The following is a 20989-nucleotide window of genomic DNA, read 5'->3' as shown; positions in this document are numbered from 1 at the left end:
CATCTGCAAGCGTTGCTGCCAGTTGCCCCGGCCGAACCAACTCGAAATCCGAAGGATGCGGCCCACAGGTATATGGACGCCGCACCGCCGCGCCCTGCGCATCTTTACTTCGCCGTCCCCTGCCCCTATCTCTGCCCGACCATGGCACCGAAAACCGATCCGAATTACAAAGTCATCGCCGAGAACCGTCGGGCACGCTTCGATTACGCAATCGAAAGTGATCTGGAGGTCGGCATCATGCTGACCGGGTCCGAGGTCAAGGCCCTGCGCACGGGTCAGGCGAATATCGCCGAAAGCTATGCCAGCATCGAAAATGGCGAGCTGTGGCTGATCAACAGCTATATCTCGACCTATCTGCAGGCAGGCGTGTTCGGCCATGACGAACGCCGTCACCGCAAGCTGCTGGTTTCCAGGAAGGAACTGGCGCGGCTTTGGGCGGCGGTCGGGCGCGAAGGCATGACGCTGGTGCCGCTGGTGATGTATTTCAACCATCGCGGGCTGGTGAAGCTGAAGATCGGCGTCGCCAAGGGCAAGAAACTGGCTGACAAGCGCGAAACCTCGGCCAAGCGCGACTGGAATCGCCAGAAGCAGCGGCTGCTGAAGCAGAACCAGTAACGGCGCGTTCCGCCCCGTTCAGTCCAGCCGGCGCGCGTGACGTATCCGGGCGGCGATGCGTTGGCGGGATTCGTCAGGTTCCTCGGCCAGGGCCGTCATCATTGCCTGCACCTCGCCCCGCAGCCCGTGCATTTCGTCCAGAATCTGCATGACCAGTGACAGCGCATCGCCGTCCAGCCCGTAATCCTCGGTCAGATGACACAGAAGCTGGATGCGGGCGCGGTCGATCTCGCGGAAACTTTCGCCACCGTCGGACAGGACCGGGCGGACGGCGCGCATCTCGACATAATGGGTCAGGCGGGGCGCGGTCAGATCTTCGATCACGGCGATCAGTTCGTCAGCGGTATAGCGTGCCATGTCTTATCCCCCCTTCCGGCCGCGCGCATCATAAGCATGATCCTCGCGCCACTTGCGCATGAACTCGGCCAGTTCGTCATCGACCTGCGGCGGCAGGACCACCTTCAGCTCCACATATTGATTGCCGCCCTTGATCCCCTTACCCTTGAGGCGCAGTTTCTGACCCGAACTCGCGCCGCGCGGCAGGTTCATAGAAACCGCGCCGTCCAGCGTCGGCACCTCGACCTTGCCGCCCAAAACCGCCTCGTCAATCGTGATCGGCAGGGTGGTTGTCACGTCGTTGCCGTCCCGCCGCCAGTCCGGGTGGGGCGACACATGCAGCGTCAGATAAGCGTCGCCAGCCGCCCCCTTGCCGTAGCCGGGACCGCCCTTGCCGCGCAGACGGATGGTCTGCCCATCTTCGGCACCTTCGGGGATCTGCACTTCCAGCGCATCCCCGCCGGGCAGCACGATCCGCGTCGAGCCGCCTTTGGCCGCAGTCATGAAATCGACATCGAGATCAAAGCGCATGTCCTGACCGCGCATGTCAAAGCCCTGCCCGGCCCCGGAACGCCGGAAGCCCTCGAAGCCGCCACTCGTATTGCCGCCCATGCCGCCGCCGGCACGCCCGCCGAACAGGTCGTCGAACACGTCCGAGAAGTCGCCATATCCGGCGCTGGAATACTGGCGATAGGGATTGTCGCCGCGTTCGGCGAAGTCGCGATAGTAGCGCTGCTGCGCACGCTCCTGCCCGGTCGCATCAATCTCGCCCGCGTCAAACCGCGCGCGCTGATCGGGGTCTTTCAGCAGATCGTAAGCCGCAGAGGCCGCCTTGAAACGCTCGGCCGCGGCGGGGTCCGGGTTCAGGTCGGGGTGATCGGTCTTGGCGATCTTGCGATAGGCCTTCTTGATCTCGTCCTGACTGGCTGATTTCGTCAGGCCAAGGGCCTTGTAGGGGTCATCCATCTAAATGCCTTCTTGATTTCGAAGCAAACGCGCGCCGCGTGCAGGGTTTCACAGCGCCGCAAGGCAAGGCCGCCTTCACCCATCATCGCGGAAATAAGCGGCCAGAGGCTCTGGCACCGAAAACACCTCCAGCGCCCGCGCCCGTGCCATCGGGGACATCTTGCGTGCGGTCAGGCGGACGATCCGGTCCATCTCCTCCTCGGTCTGGGTTTCCGAGAACGGGGCCATATAGTGGCGCATGAAGGTGAATACGGCGACATCTTCCATTGCCTGCACCTCGTCATCACGCTTTATGCCTTCCTTGCGAAGCATCTTTTCGGTGTGGTCAGCCTCGGCCTCGTCATAACCGACCTCGCGCATGATTTCTGCCACGCGGGCAGCATGACGGCGGCCCTGCTCGACGCGCCAGGCCAGATAGCCCTTGCGGTCGTCCGGGTAATCCTTGCGCGGCAGCTTCCAGCGTTCGATATGCTGGCCACGGCAGGCGATCTGCAGCGGTTCGGACGCATCAGGATACAGCGCGCGCTGTTCTTCGGTCATGCGCTGACCGTAAAGCAGCTCGGCCGGCTGGCCATCTTCAAGGTGAGGATCTTCGGCATTTGCGGCGTCGATCCGGGCGAAAGCTTGGTCGAGTTTCTGTGTCATGCCCGCATCTTGCCGCGCGTCTGCGGCCGTGTCATGTCCTATTCATGCTGACCAATGCCGATATTGCCGAACTGACCGCGCTGCGCCGCGAAATTCACCAGAACCCGGAACTGTCAGGCGTGGAAGGCGCGACCGCCGCGCGGATGGCAGGTCTGATGCGTGATCTGGGCGCTGATGAGGTGCTGACCGGCATCGGCGGCACAGGTGTTGTCGCAGCCTTTCGCGGTGCCGCGCCCGGCCCGTCGGTGATGTTTCGCGCCGAGCTTGACGCGCTGCCGATCGTTGAGGCGCAGGGTTTGCCCCACCGTTCCACCACCGAAGGCATCGCCCATCTGTGCGGCCATGACGGGCATATGATCGGCCTCGTCGGGCTGGCGCGGATGCTGTCGCGTCAACGTCCCGCGCGCGGCACGGTCTGGCTGCTGTTCCAACCGGCCGAGGAGAACGGCGCGGGTTCTGCCGCGATGCTGGCCGATCCGCGACTGCCAGCGTTCGATTACGGCTTTGCGATCCACAACTATCCCGGCGTGGCGATGGGTCACGCGCTGCTGGCGCCGGGGGCGGTCAACTGCGCCTCGGTCGGGATGCGGGTGCGGCTGGCTGGCGCGACCTCTCATGCGTCAGAGCCGGAGAAGGCGCGCACCCCCACGCTTGCCATCGCGGCGATCCTGCCTGCGCTGCTGGCACTGGCGCAGGGCGGCGTCAGCGATCCCGGTTTTCGGCTGGTCACGATCACCCATCTGAACATGGGAGAGCCGGCCTTCGGCATCACCCCCGGCACCGCTGAAATCTGGGTGACGCTGCGCAGCCAGCGCGACGAGGCGATGGCCGATCTGCGGGATGAGGCGATGCGGATTGTGACCGATGCGGCGGCAATACACGATCTGAATGCAGATTTCGACTGGCAAGACGAATTCGCGGCATCCATCAACCATCCCGAAGCCACAAAGATCATGACGCGCGCCGCCGAAGCCACCGGGATAGACCTGTCCCCTGACGGCCTGCCCATGCGCGCCTCTGAAGATTTCGGCCGCTTCGCCGCTCGGGCAAAAACCGCGATGATCCTTCTGGGTGCAGGCAAGGACAACCCGCCGCTTCACGCGGAAAACTATGATTATCCGGACGATCTGATCGCGCCATCCGTCAGGCTGTTCGAACGGATCGCGCGCGAGCTTACCGGCTAAGCGCGTCCCGCAGCATCAGATACGACCCTTTGGGCGTTCGCTTCTGCGTTTCGTAATCGACATGGACAATGCCGAAGCGCGGGCCATAGCCATGCGACCATTCGTAGTTGTCCAGCAGCGACCACTGGAAAAAGCCGCGCAGATCGACACCTGCCTTGATCGCCCCAAGTGCTGCGGTCAGGTGGTCGCGGATATAGCCCTGCCGGATGTCGTCGCTGACATGGCCGTCCAGCACCCGGTCATCCCAGGCCATGCCGTTTTCCGTGACATAGACCGGCACGCCCTTTGCCTGCTGACCGACGCGCAGCAGGAATTCGAACAACCCCTCGGGGCGAATTTCCCAGCCAAGCTGCGTTTTCGGAAGCGGTCCCGGCACCGCCTCACCCGCAGGCCAGGGACCGTTCGTCGCGCGATAAAGCGCGCGGGTGTAATGGTTGACCCCGATCCAGTCGATGGGCGCGGCGATCAGGTCCATATCCGCCTCCCACCCGTCCGGCATATGCGGGCGCAGCCCTTGCAGCGCGGGACCGGGATAGCCGGCACCGGTCACTGCCTCGATGAACCAGCGGTTATAGATCGCATCCTGCCGCGCTGCCGCCGCCATGTCATCCGCGCTGCGGCTGGCGGGATGCGCGGTTTCGAAATTCAGCACGATGCCGAGGTTCTTGTGCCCATCCGCCCGCAACGCCTGAACTGCGGTGCCATGCGCCAGCAACGTGTGATGCATGGCGTGGGCCGCAGCGCGAATGTCGCGCAGGCCGGGTGCGTGGATGCCCAGAAAATGCGACAGCCAGGCCACGCACCAGGGCTCGTTCAGCGTCGCGGTCATTACCACCCGGTCCCCGATACGCGCCATGACGGCGCGGGCATAATCGGCAAAACGCGCCGCGATATCACGATTGGCCCAACCACCCTGCACCGCCAGTGCAGACGGCAAATCCCAGTGATAGAGCGTCAGCGACGGCACCAGCCCGCGCGCCACCATCCCATCGACCAGCCGGTCATAGAAATCCAGCCCTTCGGGGTTCACCGTCTCCCCATCCGGCATCACCCGCGCCCAACTTGTCGAAAAGCGATAGGCGTCGAAATTGCCATCGCGGATCAGGTCCAGATCCTGTTCCCACAGATGATAATGGTCACAGGCAACGCTGCCGCCTTCGGCATTGGTGACATTGCCGGGGGTGGCTGCGAACGTGTCCCAATGGCTGGACCCCGCACCGCCGAAACGGCTGCCCTCGATCTGATAGGCGGCGGTGGACACGCCGAACAGGAAGCCTTCGGGGAAATCGGCACGGGTGGGCATGGGGCTGGTCATGGCAAACTCCGGTTCTTTCGCCATTCCTACGCCGCGCGCGCAGCCGCGCCAATCCCCGCATTGATCCCGGCCCCCCCACGCGCTACGCCCTTCGCAACGACGGAGAGACTGACATGAGCCGAATCGACGCCACCTTCGCACGCCTTCGGGCAGATCACCGCAAGGCTTTCGTGGCCTATGTCATGGCCTGCGACCCCGACCGCGAAACCTCGGCCCAGATCCTTGCAGGACTGCCGAAAGCGGGCGTCGATATTATCGAGCTGGGCATGCCCTTCACCGATCCGATGGCCGACGGCCCGACAATCGAAGCTGCGGGCCACCGCGCCCTTGCCGCTGGTGGCAGCGTTTCGGAAACGCTGGCGATGGTGCGCGAATTCCGCAAGGGAGACGACAAGACGCCGATCGTGCTGATGGGCTATTACAACCCGATCTATGCCCGCAAGGGCGGGGTAGATCAGTTTCTGACCGATGCGGTTGACGCCGGCATCGACGGGTTGATCGTCGTCGATCTGCCGCCCGAGGAAGACGCGGAGCTGTGCCTGCCCGCGCAGGTGGCGGGGCTGAACTTCATCCGCCTTTCGACACCGACAACAGACGACAAGCGCCTGCCTGCGGTGGTCGCGAACACCTCGGGCTTCGTCTATTACGTCGCCGTCACCGGGGTAACCGGCGGCGCGTCAGCCGACGCCGCGACCGTCGCGCCTGACGTGGCGCGCATCCGCGAAGCGGCGGGGTTGCCGGTCGTGGTGGGCTTCGGCATCTCGACGCCCGAGGCGGCGCAGGCCATCGCATCGGTCGCAGACGGCGCAGTCGTCGGCAGCGCCATCGTCAAGCAGATCGGAGAGGGCCGCCCCGTGGCCGAGGTGCTGGATTTCGTCGCCTCGCTGGCCGAAGGCGCGCATCGGGGCTAGGCGTGGCGCTGTTCTTCGATCACATCGTCGTTGCCGCCCAAACACTGCCCGAAGGCGAGGGATGGCTGGCCGGCCTGCTGGGTGTCGCACCCGAACCCGGCGGCCAGCACGCCTTCATGGGCACGCATAACCGGCTGTGGCGCATGGGTGCTGGCGAATATATCGAACTGATCGCGATTGATCCGCAGGCAGACGCCCCACCCTATCCGCGCTGGTTCGGATTGGACGACTTTCGCGGCCCGCCCCGGCTGGTCGCCTGGGTCTGTCAGGCTAAGCCGCTGAAAGCGCCGCAGGGCAGCAACATCTTGCAGGCATCGCGCGGCGACCTAAACTGGCGTATCGCCATTCCCGACAGCGGGATGTCGGATGCGGGCGGGCTTGATCCCTTGCGCATCGACTGGGGCGACGGGCCGCACCCCGCGAACCGGATGCCGGATCAGGGTTTGCGCTTGCTGCGGCTGGATCTGTCGCATCCGCAGCCGCCGAAACTGCAGGACCTCAAAGACCCGCGCCTGTCGATTCAGAAGGGCGAGCCGGGGATCGCGGCCCATATCTCGACACCAAAGGGCAAGGTGACGCTGTGATCCGCGACGCACGCCCGGAAGATGCCGCAGCCATCGGCGCGATCTGGAACCCCATCGTGCGCGATACCGCCATAACCTTCTGGCCGACCGAGCGGACGGATACCGAAATCCGTGCCTATATCGCCGCTAAGCAGGATGCCGGGCACGGTTGCTTTGTGTCAGAAGATGCAGGAACCATCACCGGATTCGCCGCTTATGGCCAGTTTCGCAATGGCGGCGGCTATGCGCATACGATGGAGCATACGCTTTATACCGCACCCGATGCGCGCGGCACGGGTCTTGGCGCTGCCCTGCTGAGGCATGTCGAATCTCATGCGCGCGACGGCGGGGCGAGGTTGATGATCGGGGCCGTGACGGGATCGAACGCGTCGTCGATCGTCTTTCACCTGCGCCACGACTATCAGGAATGGGGGCGCATTCCGGCTGCAGGATACAAGTTCGGCGCATGGCATGACCTCGTGCTGTTGGGGAAGGATCTGACGGGGTGAGCGTCCTGCTGGGCCTCGCCGCGATGCTGGCGCTTGGCTACGAGATTTGGGGCGCGGCGAGCGAGCGGCCCGGTCCCCGCGCGAGCGCGGCGAAGACGGGGGCCACTGCCTTGCTTGGTCTTGCGGGACTGGCCAATGGCGCGCCGGCGCTGGTGGTGCTGGGGCTTTTCTGCGGTGCGCTTGGCGATTTCTTCCTGACCCGGCGCGGCGATCGCGCCTTTCTGGCCGGCATGGCGGCCTTTGCTGCAGGTCATCTGCTTTACACGATGTGGATGTTCACGCCCGCGAACGCCGCCCATGCGCTGTGGGCAGCGCCGCTTCTGGCGCTTGCACTCTCGACCGAGCGCTGGTTGCTGCCCCGCACCGGCGATCTGACGGGCGCGGTGCGCGCCTATATCTGGATCATCGCGGCGATGGGCGCTGCCGCCATGACGCTTTCGCCTGTGCATATACCAGCCTTGACCGGCGCCGTTCTGTTCGTCATGTCCGATCTTTTGCTGGCGCTGCGACTGTTTGTCGCAAGCGCGGTGCGCGCGCAGCGGATGCTGTCGCTGGCGCTCTGGCCGCTTTACTGGCTTGGGCAGGCGCTGATCCTGATCGGCGCATCGGGCTGACCGTGGCAGCGACCGGCCCGCCTAGCGTCCGGCACGGAAAGCCGCTAGCATTCCGCGCATGACGGATGCCCGCCTCGCCCCCGCCGCAGCGCAAGAAACGCCCGAACTTCCGCCGCCGCGCAGCTTCTGGCGGCGCATTGTCGATCGTATGGCCGCCTTTATCGGCGCGCGCCATCCCGCAAGCCCGCCGGAAAAGTCGGTAGCCTTCACCATCGCCGTCATCGCGCTTGGTGCCAAGATGGCCAAGGCGGACGGGCGCGTGGACCGCGCCGAAGTCGCGGCCTTCCGCCGTGTTTTCAGCATTCCGCGCGCCGAGGAGAAGAATGCCGCGCGCGTGTTCGACCTGGCACGGCAGGATGTCGCGGGCTTCGACGCCTGGGCGCGGCGGATCGCGCGCATGTTCAGGGCGGGCGATCCGGTGCTTGAAAACGTGATCGAGGGGCTGGTCATCGTCGGGACAGCCGATGGCGCGTTGGATCAGGCCGAACGCATGATGCTGGATGAGATTGCGCGAATCTTCGGCATAGACCCAGCGCGCATGTCCGTCATCATCGCGCGCCACGACCCCGAAAACGGCGAGGCACCGCATATCGTTCTGGGCCTGCCCCCCGGCACCCCGCTGGAGGAGGCGCGCGCACGCTGGCGCGCCCTGATCCGCGAGAACCACCCTGACCGCGCCATTGCCGCCGGCCTGCCCCGCGAGGCGATCCGTCTGGCAGAGACCCGCACGCGCATCATCAACGAGGCCTGGCAGCGTTTCCGCGAATTCCACGCCCCACAGGGCCACTGACAGCCGCAGCCTGGCCGGGAACCGATCGGGACGGCTGTTGGTTTCTGTTGGGAATGCCAGTCGTCAATGTCAGTTGGAACGCCCATGATACGCAGCAAAACGACACTCGTCGCCGCCCTCTCGCTGATGTTGAGCACGCCACTTGCCGCTCAGGAATGGCAGATGCCGCGCGCCGATGACGCCCCGCTGCCCGACCGTTCGGAGGGCAGTGACCCCTACACCACCCCCGATGACGGGGGCGATGGCGGGCTTGATGACCTCGGCCGCGATCTGGAAGGAATGATGGAAGGCATGTTCAATCGCCTGCAGCCGCATCTGGAGGATCTCGGCAACGAACTTGCCGGGACCGTCGACGAATACCGCCCGGCGCTTGGCGAATTGTCAAAGCTGATCGACGATATGTCCAATTACGAACGGCCCGAGCGCTTGCCGAATGGTGATATCGTGATCCGCCGTCGCGCCGACGCGCCGCCACCACCCCCAGTCGATGAATTGCAGCGTCTGCTGCCGAATGATCGACCGGGACGCCCGTCACCTCGTGACGGCACCACACCGACCTTTGACCTGCCACAGACGGAATTGTGACGCAGAGAACCGCGTGACGCAAAAAGGGCGGCCATGATGGCCGCCCCTTGACGTCAGTTCAGCGGGTTCAGCGCACGATCATCACGCTGACCGGCGAATGTCGGACAACGCGGTCAGCCTGACTGCTGATGCGGAAGGTCCGCAGCTCGTCAGGTGCCTGCGAGGCCATGACAATCAGGCTGGCATCGACCTTGCCGGCCATGTCGATGATCGTTTCAGCGACATGGCCATAGCCGACATGCGTGACCACATTCGCCGCGTCCGGCATTTCCCGGCGCGCGAATTCACCAAGCCGGGCCTTCATCTCTTCCAGCGCGCGCTTCTCATAGCCTTTCGGCAGATAGCTCGCGACCCAGGCATTGCCGACATCATGGACGATGCCCAGCAGATGCAATGTGCCACCCTCGGCCAGCAGATCGCGTGCGACCGGCAATGCCTTTTCCCAGCTTTCGCTGTGCTGCGTGTCGATGGGCAGAAGGATTGTACTGAACATGATTGTCTCCTTCCTCAGGTCATTGCCGGGCTGGCGGGAACGCGGTCATCCGGCTCTGCCCGGCGACGCTGCAGCCATATGACGAAGGCGAGGACCGCGAATGCCGGGATATACATCCAGTATTTCGACGGGGCAGAGGCCGGCGCACGCACGAGCAGGACCTTCTGATCCCAGTCGAGCCCTGCGGCCTGTGCCGGGCTGTCGAAGGCAACGTTGTCGATCAGCACCTCGTCACCGTTCTGGATCGTTTCCAGCCCCAATGCGGCCATCCGGTCTTCGCCGGTGGCACCTTCGGGCACCGCCATCTCGACACGGAACTCCACGGGCTGGCCGACATCGTCAAGCCCCGCAATGACCAGCCGGAACGGCTCTCCCGGTGTGCTGTCGCCAAGCGCCTGCACAAGCTCGGTCGGGGGACGGTCGTCCCACGGGGGCGAGATCATGTCCATCCAGTATCCGGGACGGAAGATCGTGAATGCCACCAGCAGCAGCAGGAAGCTTTCCACGATATTGCTGCGCGTGATGAACCAGCCCTGTGTTGCGGCCGCGAACAGAAGCATGGCCAGGGTCGCGGTGATGAACACGAATATCCCGTGCACCCAGCCCACATCAATCAGCAGCAGATCCGTGTTGAAGATGAACAGGAAGGGCAGCGCCGCCGTCCGCAGGCTGTAGAAGAAGGCCACGACCCCGGTCTTGATCGGATCGCCGCCCGACACAGCCGCGGCCGCAAAGGATGCGAGCCCGACGGGCGGCGTCACATCGGCCATGATGCCGAAGTAGAAGACGAACAGATGCACCGCGATCAGCGGCACGATCAGCCCGTTCTGCTGCCCGAGGGTCACGATGACAGGGGCAAGAAGTGCCGAGACGACGATATAGTTTGCGGTGGTCGGCAGGCCCATCCCAAGGATCAGCGACAGAACCGCCGTCAGGAACAGGATCGCCAGCAAGTGACCGCCCGACAGCACCTCGACCACATCCGCCAGCGCAGAGCCGACGCCGGTCTGGCTGACGACACCCACGATGATCCCGGCGGTCGCCGTGGCGATGCCGATCCCGATCATGTTCCGCGCGCCAGAGATCATGCCGTCGACAAGGTCATTCACGCCTGCGCGGAATGCGGTCGGGATGGTCTTGTTGCCGCCATAATCCTCGCCCCGCATCATCATCATCAGCGGACGCTGGGTCAGCAGGATGAAGATCATGAAGGCGGTTGCCCAGAAAGCCGACAGGCCGGGCGACAGACGATCGACCATCAGCGCCCAGACCAGCACCACGACCGGCAGGATATAATAGAGGCCCGAGCGCACGGTCGGACCGGGCAGCGGAAGCTCTTTCACCTCGGCATTCGGATCGTCCAGCTTCAGCGGCTCTTCGCGCGAGCCGACCCAAAGCAGTGCGATATAGACCGCGACCAGAAGCGCGAAGATCACGTAACCCGCCGCCGCGCCAAAGACCGGGCGTATCCAGCCCATGCCGTAATAGACGACCACGGAAAGGATGCACAGCACCATGACCCCGAAGACGAAACCGACCAGACGGCGCAGAAGCGGCGGCGGCTCATAGGCGCGCGGCAGCCCGCGCATGCCTGCCTTCATCGCCTCAAGATGGACGATATAGACAAGCGCAATATAGGAAATCGTCGCCGGAATAACGGCGTGCTTCACGACCTCGAAATACGGGATGCCGACATATTCGACCATCAGGAAGGCGGCAGCGCCCATCACGGGTGGCATGATCTGCCCGTTGACCGATGACGCAACCTCGACCGCGCCGGCCTTTTCAGACGAGAACCCGACCTTCTTCATCAGGGGGATGGTGAACGTACCGGTCGTCACCACGTTCGCGATCGAGGAACCCGAAATCAGGCCCGTCATGGCCGAGCTGACAACGGCGGCCTTTGCGGGCCCGCCGCGCATGTGACCCATCAGCGAGAAAGCGACCTGAATGAAGTAGTTCCCCGCACCCGCCTTATCCAGCAGCGCGCCAAACAGCACGAACAGGAACACGAAGCTGGTCGAAACCCCAAGCGCGATCCCGAATACGCCTTCCGTGGTGATCCATTGATGGTTGACCACCTCGGACAGCGAATTGCCCTTATGCGCGATGATCTCGGGCATGTAGGGGCCAAGGAAAGTGTAGATCAGAAAGACCGAGGCGACGATCATCAGCGCCGGGCCAAGCGCGCGGCGCGTGACTTCCAGCAGAAGCAGAAGCCCGATGACCGAAACCACCATATCCTGCGTGATGGGCGCGCCGATCCGCGTCGCGATATCGCGGTAGAAGACATAGATATACAGCGCCGCACCGACCGACACGATGGCCATTGCCCATTCCCAAGGTGGCACCCAGTTCTTGGGGCTGCCGGCCAGAATCGCAGCAATCACTGCAGCACCGATCAGCACGATCCACCAGGCCGAACCCGATGGCCCCGCCATGACGAACATCGCTGTCAGGACCACCGGGACGATCAGCGCGAGGCCAAGCTGCACCGGCGTGCGTTCCGCCGGATAGGCCAGATAGGCAAGGAACATTGCAAAGGCGAGGTGGACAGAGCGCGTTTCGGTATCGTTCAGAATGCCGAATTCGAACATGAACGGCAGCGGAGACGCGATCCAGACCTGAAACAGCGACCAGCAGAAAGCCACGATCAGAATCGTCTTGCCGACCCAGCCCGCAGGCGTGCGCGCGCCTGTATCGGAAGATGCAACAAGCTCATCAAGCTCGGACTGGCTCAGCCCGCCGGCGCCCGATGCAGCGTTTTCGATCGCGGCCGCTTCCATCTGGTCGCTGCTGCGGGTTCCGGTATCTGCCGGACCTCCCGCGCCACGCTTTGGATCTTCATCACTGTTCATGTCCAAATCCCTGATTCTGGCCGGTTTTGCCCGGCATCGTCTTGGTCTTTATAAGCTAACTGTCATAAAAAAGCGGCCCCGCTGCAAGAGCGGAGCCGCAATTTCCGTAGCACGGAAGCAAGATTTGCCGCGATTCAGATCACTGAATCCAGCCCTGCTCCTTATAATATTTCTCGGCACCCGGATGCAGCGGCGCAGAGTTGCCCTCTGCCACCATCGCCTCGGGGGTGAGGTTCGCGAAGGCCGGGTGCAGACCCTTGAAGCGGTCGAAATTGTCGAAGACCGCCTTGACGACTTCGTAGACAACATCGTCGGGCACGTCCGCCGAGGTCACGAAGGTCGCCTTCACGCCGAAGGTGTTGGTATCGGCATCGGTCCCGGCATACATGCCGCCCGGAATGACCGCCTTGGCGTAGTAAGGATTTTCCTCGACCAGCTTGTCGATTTCCGGACCTTCGACAGGCACCAGATTCGCCTCGACGGTAGAGGTCGCTTCCTGAATCGAACCGTTGGGATGGCCGACCGTATAGACGATCGCGTCCACCTTGTTGTCACCAAGCGCCGCCGACTGTTCCGCCGGCTTCAGTTCGGATGCGAGCGCGAAGTCACCCATCGTCCAGCCCTTGGCGTCCAGCACAACCTGCATGGTCGCAAGCTGGCCCGAACCCGGATTGCCGACATTGACGCGCTTGCCCTTCAGGTCATCGAAGGTCGCAATATTGGCATCCTTGCGGGCGACGACGGTGAAGGGTTCCGGGTGGACCGAGAAGATCGCCCGTTCCTTGTCGAACTTCTTGTCGCCTTCGAATTCCGGGGTATCACCGTTATAGGCGTGATACTGGATGTCCGACTGCGCGACGCCCATGGTCATGTCGCCGGCCTTGATGGCGTTGACATTGGCCACCGATCCGCCGGTCGAGGGCGCGGTGCATTTGATGCCCGTGGTCGCTGTATCGCGGTTCACGAGCCGGCAGATCGACTGGCCGACGACGTAATAAACGCCGGTCTGACCGCCGGTGCCGATGGTGATGAACTTTTCCTCCGGTGCCGACTGCGCTTGCACGCCGGTGGCCAGCGTGGCCAGCGTGAAGGCAGCGGTGAAGGTTTTGATGAGGTTCATCTGTAGTCTCCCCTGTTGTTTGATAGCCCTACCGTCCAATATCTGCGCCGAAAGTGCAACAGTCGAGAAGCAATCACGGAAAATGTCAGATATTGCTTGTTCGGCACTGATTCGACAGGGTTCTGCGGTTCATCGCTGGCTGTGCTGAACGGGCCGCAAGGGGCGGGCAGCGGGCCGACACCCCTTGCCAAATCGCCCCGAAGGCCCGGACATGGGCCAGGCCCACGATTCTGCCGCGAAGGATGCAGCACCCATGTCTACGCGATACCCACCCCTCGATGATGCCGCATGGCCCGAATCGCTTCGCGAGCTGCATGGCGGCTTTGCGAGCGCGCTGAATGTCTATCGCACGATGGCCCATCACCCGGCACTTCTGGCCGCGTGGGCACCGCTGCGCGCGCACATCGTCACTGCCCCTTCGCTGACGCCCGATCAAAGCGAAGTCGTGATCCTGCGCAGCGGGCATCGCCTCGGTTCTGGCTATGAATGGGCGCATCATGTGCACCGTTCACGCCGGATCGGCATGGACGATGCGCGCATCGCCTCTATCGCCGGGCCATTGGCCGGGATGTCGCCAGAGGACCGCGTGCTTGCCGGTGCCGTTGACGAATTGTTCGACGCGCGCCGTCTTGGCGCCGACACGCAGCAGGCCGTGGCCGGGCTGGTCGGAACCGAGGGGTTGTTCGATCTGATCGCGACCGTCGGCTTCTATTCGGTGCTCGGCTATATCGTCGAAAGCTTCGCCACGCCGGTTGACCCCGCAATTGCCGCGGAGCTTGAGGAGACGCCGCTGTGAAAACCGATGTGATCGTCATTGGCGGCGGCATCGCCGGCATATCGGTCGCCGCGCGGCTTGCCGATGCGGCCAGCGTCACTGTCCTTGAAAGCGAGGGCCGCATCGGCACCCAGTCTTCGGGCCGGTCAGCGGCGATCTTCGTTATGAATTACGGCGGCGAAGCGATCCGTGAGGTGAACGAGGCCGCGCGCGAATTCTTTCTGAACCCGTCCGAGATCACCGAACTGCCCCTCCTTGCCCCGCGTGGCGAGATGATGGTCGCACGCGCCGAGGATTTCACAGCGCTCGACGACTATCTGCGCACCGCCCGCGACGTCGAGGAGCTGACGACGGCTGACGCCCTTGCACTTTGCCCGATCCTGCGCCCCGAAGCCGCGCTGAGAGCGAGCATCGAGCGCGGCGCGCAGACCATCGACTGCGACCTTCTGCTGAACGGTTTTGCAAAACTTCTGCGCCGTCGCGGCGGCACGATTCAGCATGATGCGCCGGCCAAGGCGATCGACCGCAGCGACGGGCTGTGGCAAGTCACAACGCCTGCCGGACGCTTTTCTGCCCCGGTCATCGTCAATGCAGCCGGTGCCTGGGCGGACGAAGTTGCCAAAAGCGCGGGCATAGGACCGCTGGGTCTGGTGCCGCACCGGCGCAATGCCGCGATCCTGCCTGCGCCCGAGCATCATGACATCGCCGCATGGCCGATGGTGGTAAATGCGTCGGAGCGCTGGTATTTCAAGCCCGAGGCAGGCAAGCTCATGTTCTCTCCCTGTGATGCCATCGCGACGCAGCCGATGGACGCGTGGAGCGATGACATGGAACTGGCGGAGGGGCTGGATCGGTTCAGTCAGGACGTGACTTACGAGGTCACGCGCGTCGAACGCTCCTGGGCCGGGCTCAGGACATTTGCGCCAGACCACGTCCCCGTCATCGGGTTCGATCCGTCCGCAGAAGGTTTCTTCTGGCTGGCCGGTCAGGGCGGCATCGGAATTCAGACATCGCCCGCGCTTTCGGAACTGGCCGCCGCGCAGATCCTTGGGCTGCCTTTGCGTCTGTCGGCACAAACCGTCGCAGCACTTTCGCCGGCGCGGTTCACGCCGGCTCAACCATAAAGCTGACGGGCGCGATCTTCGAAGGCACGCACGATCCGGCCCATTGCCTCGTCAAAGACAACGCCGATCAGCTTGCCCAGAATGGCGTTGCGGAATTCGAAATCCACGAAGAAATCGACCTCGCTGCCGCCTTCCGGCAGGTCGCGGAAGGTCCAGCCGGATTTCAGATAGCGGAAAGGACCGTCGAGATATTCGGTGTCGATCTTGCGATCATCGGGCCACAGGACCACACGACTGCCAAAACGTTCGCGGAAGACCTTGAAGGAGATAACCAGATCGGCCTCGATCACCTCGGACCCGTCCGGGCGCGTCTGTCGTTCACGGATGCGGGCAGCGGTGTTCCAGGGCAGGAATTCCGGGTAGCGTTCGACATCGGCGACCAGTTCATACATTTGTTCGGCGCGATAAGGCAGTTTGCGCGTTTCAGAACGATGAGGCAAAAGCTAAGGTCCGTTGCAGGCGATTTCGCCGGGAATAGCGCAGGGGGCGCATATGAGCAATCTGAACTGGCTGATCCGCGCGTATCGTTGGGCGCGCAACCCGCCGGGTCCGCGACGCATCAAGCTTGTTTTCGGCATTATCGCTGCGGGCCTGATCATGTTGGCGCTGGAGAAGCTGGGCTGGTGGCCAGACTGGGCGACGATGGAGCGGGGCCGCGGTCCGTGAACCGCGACCCGATCCGAACGTCCTAAAGACCCGCCGCCTTGAAGGTATTGCAAGACGCGAGATTGCCGCCGTCATAGCCGCGCATGAACCATTCCTGCCGATCGGCAGAGGAGCCATGCGTGAAGGCATCCGGCACAACTGCGCGGCCGGAGCTTTGCATCAGCGCGTCGTCGCCCACCGCAGCGGCCGCATCCATCGCCTCGCCAATGTCTTCGCGGGTGATCTTCAGGTCCTGCGCCGAATTGCGGGCCCACATACCCGCAAAGCAATCGGCCTGAAGCTCTGTCAGGACAGACAGATAGTTCGAATCCTTCTGACTGGACTGCTGGCGCATCTGGGTGACGCGCGGCAAGATGCCAAGCTGGTTCTGGACGTGGTGGCCCACCTCATGCGCGATCACATAGGCCGCAGCCAGATCGCCGCCGGCGCCCATCCGGTTCTGCATGGTGTTGAAGAAATCCGTATCGAGATAGACCTTCTGATCCATCGGGCAATAGAACGGCCCCATCTGTGCCGACGCCCCGCCGCAGCCTGACTGCGTCATGCCGGAATACAGCACCATCTGTGGATCCGTGTAATCCTTGCCGGCCTGATCGCGCACAGTCTGGCCGAACACGTCTTCGGTCTCCGCGAGGATGACGGACACGAACTGGCCCATCTGCTGTTCCTCTGCCGTCAGCTCGCGTGGCTCGCTGCTGGTTTGCGTCTGCGAAACGCTGTTCACCACCGGCGAGATGTCGATGCCGAAGAAATAACCGAATGCCAGCACGGCCAGCATCCCGACGATCCCCATGCCACCTGCACCACTGACGCCCATCCCGCGCCGATCTTCCACATTGCGGCTGGTCCGCCGTCCGCGCCATTCCATCGCTGTCTTCTCTCCTGCAAAAGGCTGCGCCGTGTTCACAGGCGCATGATTGGCAAGGATAAACCCTAAGCGGGCTTGACGGTTCCTGCAAGGCGCGCGAGACGGGGCGCGAATTCGTCGGTTGAAGGGACCACGACCATGCTGAGACGGCTTTACGACTGGACAATGGACCTGGCCGCGCGCCCATATGCGATGTGGGCGCTGTTTGTCGTGGCCTTCGTCGAAAGCTCGTTCTTTCCGATCCCGCCCGATGTGCTGATTATCCCGATGGTGCTGGCTGCACGGCACAAATGGGCGCGGATCGCGCTTGTCGCGACGGCCGGATCTGTGCTGGGTGCCTTGTTCGGCTATTGGATCGGCGCGGCCCTTATGGACACGCTCGGCAACCGCATTCTGGCGGCTTACGGCAAAGAGGGCGACTTCGCATCGCTGGCAGCCCGATTCGATCAGTATGGGGGCTGGGCAGTCCTGTTCGCGGGCCTTACCCCCTTCCCGTTCAAGGTTATCACGATCTTTTCAGGTGCCGTGAACCTGAGCCTGCCGGTCTTCATCGGCACGGCGATCATCGCACGCGCCGGGCGGTTTTTCCTGGTGTCCTGGCTGCTGTATCGCTTTGGCCCGCCGATCCGCGACTTCATCGAAAAGCGGCTCGGCCTGGTCTTCACCGTCTTTCTGGTCTGCCTGATCGCAGGCTTCTATGTGCTGAAATTCCTATGATTGACCTTTCCGCACGTCAGCTTGCAATCGCCGCGGGCGCAGGTTCTGCCGCCCTGCTGATCGCAGCCCTTGGCTTTCAGTCGATCGGATATGTCCCCTGCGAGCTTTGTATCCTGCAACGCTGGCCGCATCTGGCGGCGGCGATCATCGCGGCAATCCTGATTTTCGCCGATATCCGGATTATGCGTTGGGCCGGGGCGCTTGCCGCAGGTCTGGCCTGCGCCTTCGCGATCTATCACGCCGGTGTCGAACTGGCATGGTGGGAAGGCCCGGCAGCCTGCACGGGCGGGATCGACGCGATGCTGAACATGTCGACACAGGACCTGATGACGCAGCTTCAATCGGCGCCTGTCGTGCGGTGCGATCAGCCGCAATGGTATTTCCTTGGCCTGACGATGGCCGGCTGGAACGCGATCATTTCAGCGATCCTGACCGGAATGTGGCTGCGTTCGGCGCTTGGTGGCGGCATTCGTCTCTGACGGCGTTGCACCCCACCAAGTGCAGGTGCTATACCCCGCCTCAACAATATCTTGAGGCGTGAGACGTGGCCGATACCCCCGAAGACGACGATCTGGAACTGGCCGGAAACGGCAATGGCGACGACACGACAGGCACGGCCCGCGCGGTCATGCCTCATGACGGCCCGCAGATCGACATTACCGATGAAATGCGGTCGAGCTATCTCGACTATGCGATGTCGGTCATCGTCAGCCGCGCGATCCCGGATCTGCGCGACGGGCTGAAGCCTGTGCATCGGCGCATCCTTTACGCGATGCACGAGACTGGCAACACGCATGACAAACCCTATCGCAAATCGGCGCGCCCGGTCGGCGATGTGATGGGTAAATACCACCCGCATGGCGACGCCGCGATCTACGATGCGCTCGTCCGGATGGCGCAGGACTTTTCCATGTCGCTGCCGCTGCTGGACGGACAGGGCAACTTCGGGTCGATGGACGGCGACCCGCCCGCCGCGATGCGCTATACCGAAGTTCGCATGGCCAAGCCGGCCGATTTCCTGCTGGCCGATATCGACAAGGATACCGTCGATTTTCAGGACAACTATGACGGCAAGGACCGCGAGCCGACCGTCCTTCCGGCGCGCTTTCCGAACATGCTCGTCAATGGCGCGGGCGGTATCGCCGTCGGCATGGCCACCAATATTCCGCCGCATAATCTGGGCGAGGTGATCGACGGCACGCTGGCGCTGATCGACGACCCGGATCTGTCGACCGAACGCCTGATGGAGATCATCCCCGGCCCCGATTTTCCGACCGGGGCGACGATCCTGGGCCGCTCGGGCATCCGCAAGGCCTATCTGGAAGGTCGCGGCAGCGTCATCATGCGCGCCAAGACCCGGATCGAGGCGTCCTCGCGCAGCGGGCGCGAGTCGATCATCATCGAGGAAATTCCCTATCAGGTGAACAAGGCCACGATGATCGAAAAGATCGCCGAACTGGCCAAGGAAAAGCGGATCGAAGGGATTGCGCACGTTCAGGACGAATCCGACCGCCACGGTGTCCGCGTCGTGGTGGAGCTGAAGCGCGACGCGACCGCAGAGGTGGTGCTGAACCAGCTTTACCGCTTCACGCCGATGCAGACCAGCTTCGGCGCGAACATGCTGGCGCTGAACGGCGGCAAGCCCGAACAATTGGCGCTTCGCGATTTCCTGACCTATTTCATTCAGTTCCGCGAAGAAGTTGTTGCGCGCAGAACGGCGTATGAGTTGCGCAAGGCGCGCGAACGCAGTCACATCCTGTGCGGCCTGGCGGTGGCCGTGTCGAACGTGGACGAGGTCGTGGCAACGATCCGCTCCTCCTCTGACGCAGCAGAGGCCCGCGAAAGGCTGATGTCGCGCCGCTGGCCGGCGCATTCCATCCTTGAATACCTCAAGCTGATTGACGACCCGCGCCACCCGGTCAACGATGACGGCACCTATAATCTGTCGGAAACGCAGGCCCGCGCGATCCTTGATCTGCGCCTGCAGCGTCTGACCCAGCTTGGCGTGCAGGAAATCACGGACGAGTTGCAGACGCTTGCCGACAGTATCCGCGACTATCTGGCCATTCTTGCCAGTCGCGAGCGGATCATGGCCATCATCTCGGACGAGCTGCGCGAGGTGCGCGACCAGTTTGCCGTGCCGCGCCGGACCGAGATCACCGACTGGGCCGGTGACATGGACGACGAGGATCTGATCGAGCGCGAGGACATGGTCGTCACCATCACCTCGGGCGGATATATCAAGCGCACGGCACTGGCCGAATTCCGCGCGCAGAAGCGCGGCGGCAAGGGCCTGTCCGGTATGGCCACGAAGGAAGACGACGTCGTCACCACGCTTTTCGTTGCCAATACGCATACCGAGCTTCTGTTCTTCACGACGGGAGGCATGGTCTATCGGCTGAAGACGTGGCGTCTGCCGCTTGGCGGACGGACGGCGCGCGGCAAGGCACTCGTTAATATCCTTCCGATCGACAACGGCACCTCGATCGCGGCGCTGCTTCCGATGGATGCACCGGAAGCGGAATGGGATGATTATCAGGTGATTTTCGCGACGGATGGCGGCGAGGTCCGTCGCAACGCGCTTTCGGATTTCACCAATATCAAGTCAAACGGCAAGATCGCCATGAAGCTGCCGGAAGGCACCAGTCTGATCGGTGTCCGGCTGGCGACGGCTGATGACGATGTGATGCTGATCACGGCGAAAGGCCGTGCGATCCGCTTTGCCGCCACCGATGTGCGGGTGTTCAAGGGCCGCGACTCGACCGGCGTGCGTGGCATCCGGCTGGCGCCGGGCGACCGCGTGGTCAGCATGTCGGTTATCCGGCATTTCGAGGCCGATCCGGCAGAACGCGCTGCTTACCTGAAGATGCGCCGTGCGGTTGCAGGCGCGCTGGATGATGGGGCCGAAGCCGACGAGGACGAAGAGGCAGTGGCCGAAGGCAGCATCACCCAGGAACGCTATGCCGAGATGTCTGCAGCCGAGGATCTGATTCTGACCATCAGCGCCAAGGGTGCGGGCAAGACCAGTTCCAGCTTCGACTATCCGCTGCGGGGCCGGGGCGGACAGGGCGTCATGGCGATGGACAAGGCGATGCGCGGCGGCGAGCTTGTTGCCTCGTTCCCGGTAGAGCCTGACGACCAGATCATGCTTGCCACATCGACCGGGCAGTCGATCCGGGTGCCCATCGACGGGATCAGCTTCCGGTCCCGGTCCGCAGGCGGCGTGAAGGTGTTCAACACGACGAACGGCGAGACCGTGGTTTCGGTTGCACGCATCGCGGATCAGGGCGAGGATGAGCCGGTCGAGATCGGCGAAGCCTGACAGAGAGGGCGAG

General features: G+C 63.4%; 23 protein-coding genes. 14 read left to right on the top strand and 9 right to left on the bottom strand.

Annotated features, from left to right (window positions below; all coding sequences use genetic code 11):
• Window positions 1-141 precede the first annotated feature (141 nt).
• Window positions 142-615: an SsrA-binding protein SmpB gene (smpB, locus tag FQV27_RS01205; RefSeq protein ID WP_147096813.1), complete on the top strand. Its 474-nt coding sequence runs from the start codon at window positions 142-144 to the stop codon at window positions 613-615.
• 18 nt (window positions 616-633) lie between these two features.
• On the opposite strand, the gene FQV27_RS01200 is transcribed toward smpB, so the two are convergent.
• The 3 genes from FQV27_RS01200 to FQV27_RS01190 form a co-directional block, all read right to left on the bottom strand.
• On the bottom strand, window positions 634-972 hold the full coding sequence (locus FQV27_RS01200) for a hypothetical protein (RefSeq protein ID WP_147095951.1): 339 nt from the start codon (window positions 970-972) through the stop codon (window positions 634-636).
• Window positions 973-975: 3 nt separating this feature from the next.
• Window positions 976-1917 carry a DnaJ C-terminal domain-containing protein gene (locus FQV27_RS01195; RefSeq protein WP_147095949.1) on the bottom strand — a complete coding sequence of 314 codons (942 nt, stop codon included), beginning with the start codon at window positions 1915-1917 and terminating at the stop codon, window positions 976-978.
• 75 nt (window positions 1918-1992) lie between these two features.
• Window positions 1993-2562, bottom strand: a complete 570-nt coding sequence (locus FQV27_RS01190) for a DUF4202 domain-containing protein (protein WP_147095947.1) — start codon at window positions 2560-2562, stop codon at window positions 1993-1995.
• Between the two features lie 44 nt (window positions 2563-2606).
• Here FQV27_RS01190 and FQV27_RS01185 point away from each other — a divergent pair, with 44 nt between their 5' ends.
• Window positions 2607-3746: an amidohydrolase gene (locus FQV27_RS01185; RefSeq protein ID WP_147095946.1), complete on the top strand. Its 1140-nt coding sequence runs from the start codon at window positions 2607-2609 to the stop codon at window positions 3744-3746.
• On the opposite strand, the gene FQV27_RS01180 is transcribed toward FQV27_RS01185, so the two are convergent.
• Window positions 3736-5061 (bottom strand): GH1 family beta-glucosidase, encoded by a 1326-nt coding sequence (locus FQV27_RS01180; protein WP_186827179.1) that lies wholly within the window; start codon window positions 5059-5061, stop codon window positions 3736-3738. The genes FQV27_RS01185 and FQV27_RS01180 overlap by 11 nt on opposite strands.
• 113 nt (window positions 5062-5174) lie before the next feature.
• On the opposite strand from FQV27_RS01180, the gene trpA reads away from it, so the two are divergent.
• From trpA to FQV27_RS01150, 6 genes are all read left to right on the top strand, one after another.
• A complete protein-coding gene (trpA, locus tag FQV27_RS01175) occupies window positions 5175-5972 on the top strand; it encodes a tryptophan synthase subunit alpha (protein ID WP_147095944.1) in 798 nt (265 codons plus the stop codon).
• A gap of 2 nt (window positions 5973-5974) precedes the next feature.
• Window positions 5975-6556, top strand: a complete 582-nt coding sequence (locus FQV27_RS01170; protein ID WP_186827178.1) for a VOC family protein — start codon at window positions 5975-5977, stop codon at window positions 6554-6556.
• Window positions 6553-7044 (top strand): GNAT family N-acetyltransferase, encoded by a 492-nt coding sequence (locus tag FQV27_RS01165; RefSeq protein ID WP_147095940.1) that lies wholly within the window; start codon window positions 6553-6555, stop codon window positions 7042-7044. The genes FQV27_RS01170 and FQV27_RS01165 overlap by 4 nt, the downstream gene beginning before the upstream one ends.
• Entirely contained in the window at window positions 7041-7658 is a 618-nt protein-coding gene (locus tag FQV27_RS01160) for a lysoplasmalogenase family protein (RefSeq protein ID WP_147095938.1), read from the top strand. The genes FQV27_RS01165 and FQV27_RS01160 overlap by 4 nt, the downstream gene beginning before the upstream one ends.
• A 58-nt stretch (window positions 7659-7716) precedes the next feature.
• The gene (locus FQV27_RS01155) at window positions 7717-8448 is read left to right on the top strand and encodes a TerB family tellurite resistance protein (RefSeq protein ID WP_147095936.1); all 732 of its coding nucleotides are present in this window, start codon (window positions 7717-7719) and stop codon (window positions 8446-8448) included.
• Between the two features lie 84 nt (window positions 8449-8532).
• Window positions 8533-9033 (top strand): hypothetical protein, encoded by a 501-nt coding sequence (locus FQV27_RS01150; RefSeq protein ID WP_147095934.1) that lies wholly within the window; start codon window positions 8533-8535, stop codon window positions 9031-9033.
• A gap of 67 nt (window positions 9034-9100) precedes the next feature.
• On the opposite strand, the gene FQV27_RS01145 is transcribed toward FQV27_RS01150, so the two are convergent.
• The 3 genes from FQV27_RS01145 to FQV27_RS01135 form a co-directional block, all read right to left on the bottom strand.
• Entirely contained in the window at window positions 9101-9526 is a 426-nt protein-coding gene (locus tag FQV27_RS01145) for a universal stress protein (protein ID WP_147095932.1), read from the bottom strand.
• Window positions 9527-9540: 14 nt separating this feature from the next.
• On the bottom strand, window positions 9541-12384 hold the full coding sequence (locus FQV27_RS01140; RefSeq protein WP_147095930.1) for a TRAP transporter permease: 2844 nt from the start codon (window positions 12382-12384) through the stop codon (window positions 9541-9543).
• Window positions 12385-12523: 139 nt separating this feature from the next.
• A complete protein-coding gene (locus FQV27_RS01135; RefSeq protein WP_147095928.1) occupies window positions 12524-13504 on the bottom strand; it encodes a TAXI family TRAP transporter solute-binding subunit in 981 nt (326 codons plus the stop codon).
• Window positions 13505-13757: 253 nt separating this feature from the next.
• Between FQV27_RS01135 and FQV27_RS01130 the strand changes: the two genes are divergently transcribed.
• Entirely contained in the window at window positions 13758-14300 is a 543-nt protein-coding gene (locus FQV27_RS01130) for a carboxymuconolactone decarboxylase family protein (protein ID WP_147095926.1), read from the top strand.
• The gene (locus FQV27_RS01125; protein WP_147095924.1) at window positions 14297-15403 is read left to right on the top strand and encodes an NAD(P)/FAD-dependent oxidoreductase; all 1107 of its coding nucleotides are present in this window, start codon (window positions 14297-14299) and stop codon (window positions 15401-15403) included. The genes FQV27_RS01130 and FQV27_RS01125 overlap by 4 nt, the downstream gene beginning before the upstream one ends.
• On the opposite strand, the gene FQV27_RS01120 is transcribed toward FQV27_RS01125, so the two are convergent.
• Window positions 15394-15843 carry a type II toxin-antitoxin system RatA family toxin gene (locus FQV27_RS01120; protein WP_147095923.1) on the bottom strand — a complete coding sequence of 150 codons (450 nt, stop codon included), beginning with the start codon at window positions 15841-15843 and terminating at the stop codon, window positions 15394-15396. The two genes, FQV27_RS01125 and FQV27_RS01120, sit on opposite strands and share 10 nt — an antisense overlap.
• A gap of 52 nt (window positions 15844-15895) precedes the next feature.
• Here FQV27_RS01120 and FQV27_RS18775 point away from each other — a divergent pair, with 52 nt between their 5' ends.
• A complete protein-coding gene (locus tag FQV27_RS18775) occupies window positions 15896-16069 on the top strand; it encodes a hypothetical protein (protein WP_186827177.1) in 174 nt (57 codons plus the stop codon).
• A gap of 22 nt (window positions 16070-16091) precedes the next feature.
• On the opposite strand, the gene ypfJ is transcribed toward FQV27_RS18775, so the two are convergent.
• Window positions 16092-16937, bottom strand: a complete 846-nt coding sequence (gene ypfJ, locus FQV27_RS01115; protein WP_147095921.1) for a KPN_02809 family neutral zinc metallopeptidase — start codon at window positions 16935-16937, stop codon at window positions 16092-16094.
• Between the two features lie 138 nt (window positions 16938-17075).
• Between ypfJ and FQV27_RS01110 the strand changes: the two genes are divergently transcribed.
• The 3 genes from FQV27_RS01110 to gyrA all read left to right on the top strand — a co-directional run bounded on the left by FQV27_RS01110 (window position 17076) and on the right by gyrA (window position 20976).
• Entirely contained in the window at window positions 17076-17654 is a 579-nt protein-coding gene (locus tag FQV27_RS01110) for a YqaA family protein (protein WP_147095919.1), read from the top strand.
• Entirely contained in the window at window positions 17651-18133 is a 483-nt protein-coding gene (locus FQV27_RS01105; RefSeq protein WP_147095917.1) for a disulfide bond formation protein B, read from the top strand. The genes FQV27_RS01110 and FQV27_RS01105 overlap by 4 nt, the downstream gene beginning before the upstream one ends.
• A gap of 65 nt (window positions 18134-18198) precedes the next feature.
• Window positions 18199-20976 carry a DNA gyrase subunit A gene (gyrA, locus tag FQV27_RS01100; RefSeq protein WP_186827176.1) on the top strand — a complete coding sequence of 926 codons (2778 nt, stop codon included), beginning with the start codon at window positions 18199-18201 and terminating at the stop codon, window positions 20974-20976.
• Window positions 20977-20989: the final 13 nt, after the last annotated feature.

This window comes from Paracoccus aurantiacus (assembly GCF_007993065.1).
In the GTDB taxonomy this organism is placed as follows: Bacteria; Pseudomonadota; Alphaproteobacteria; order Rhodobacterales; family Rhodobacteraceae; genus Paracoccus; species Paracoccus aurantiacus.
The sequence above is the reverse complement of the archived record's forward strand: the minus strand, read 5'-3'. Positions and strand labels throughout refer to the sequence as shown.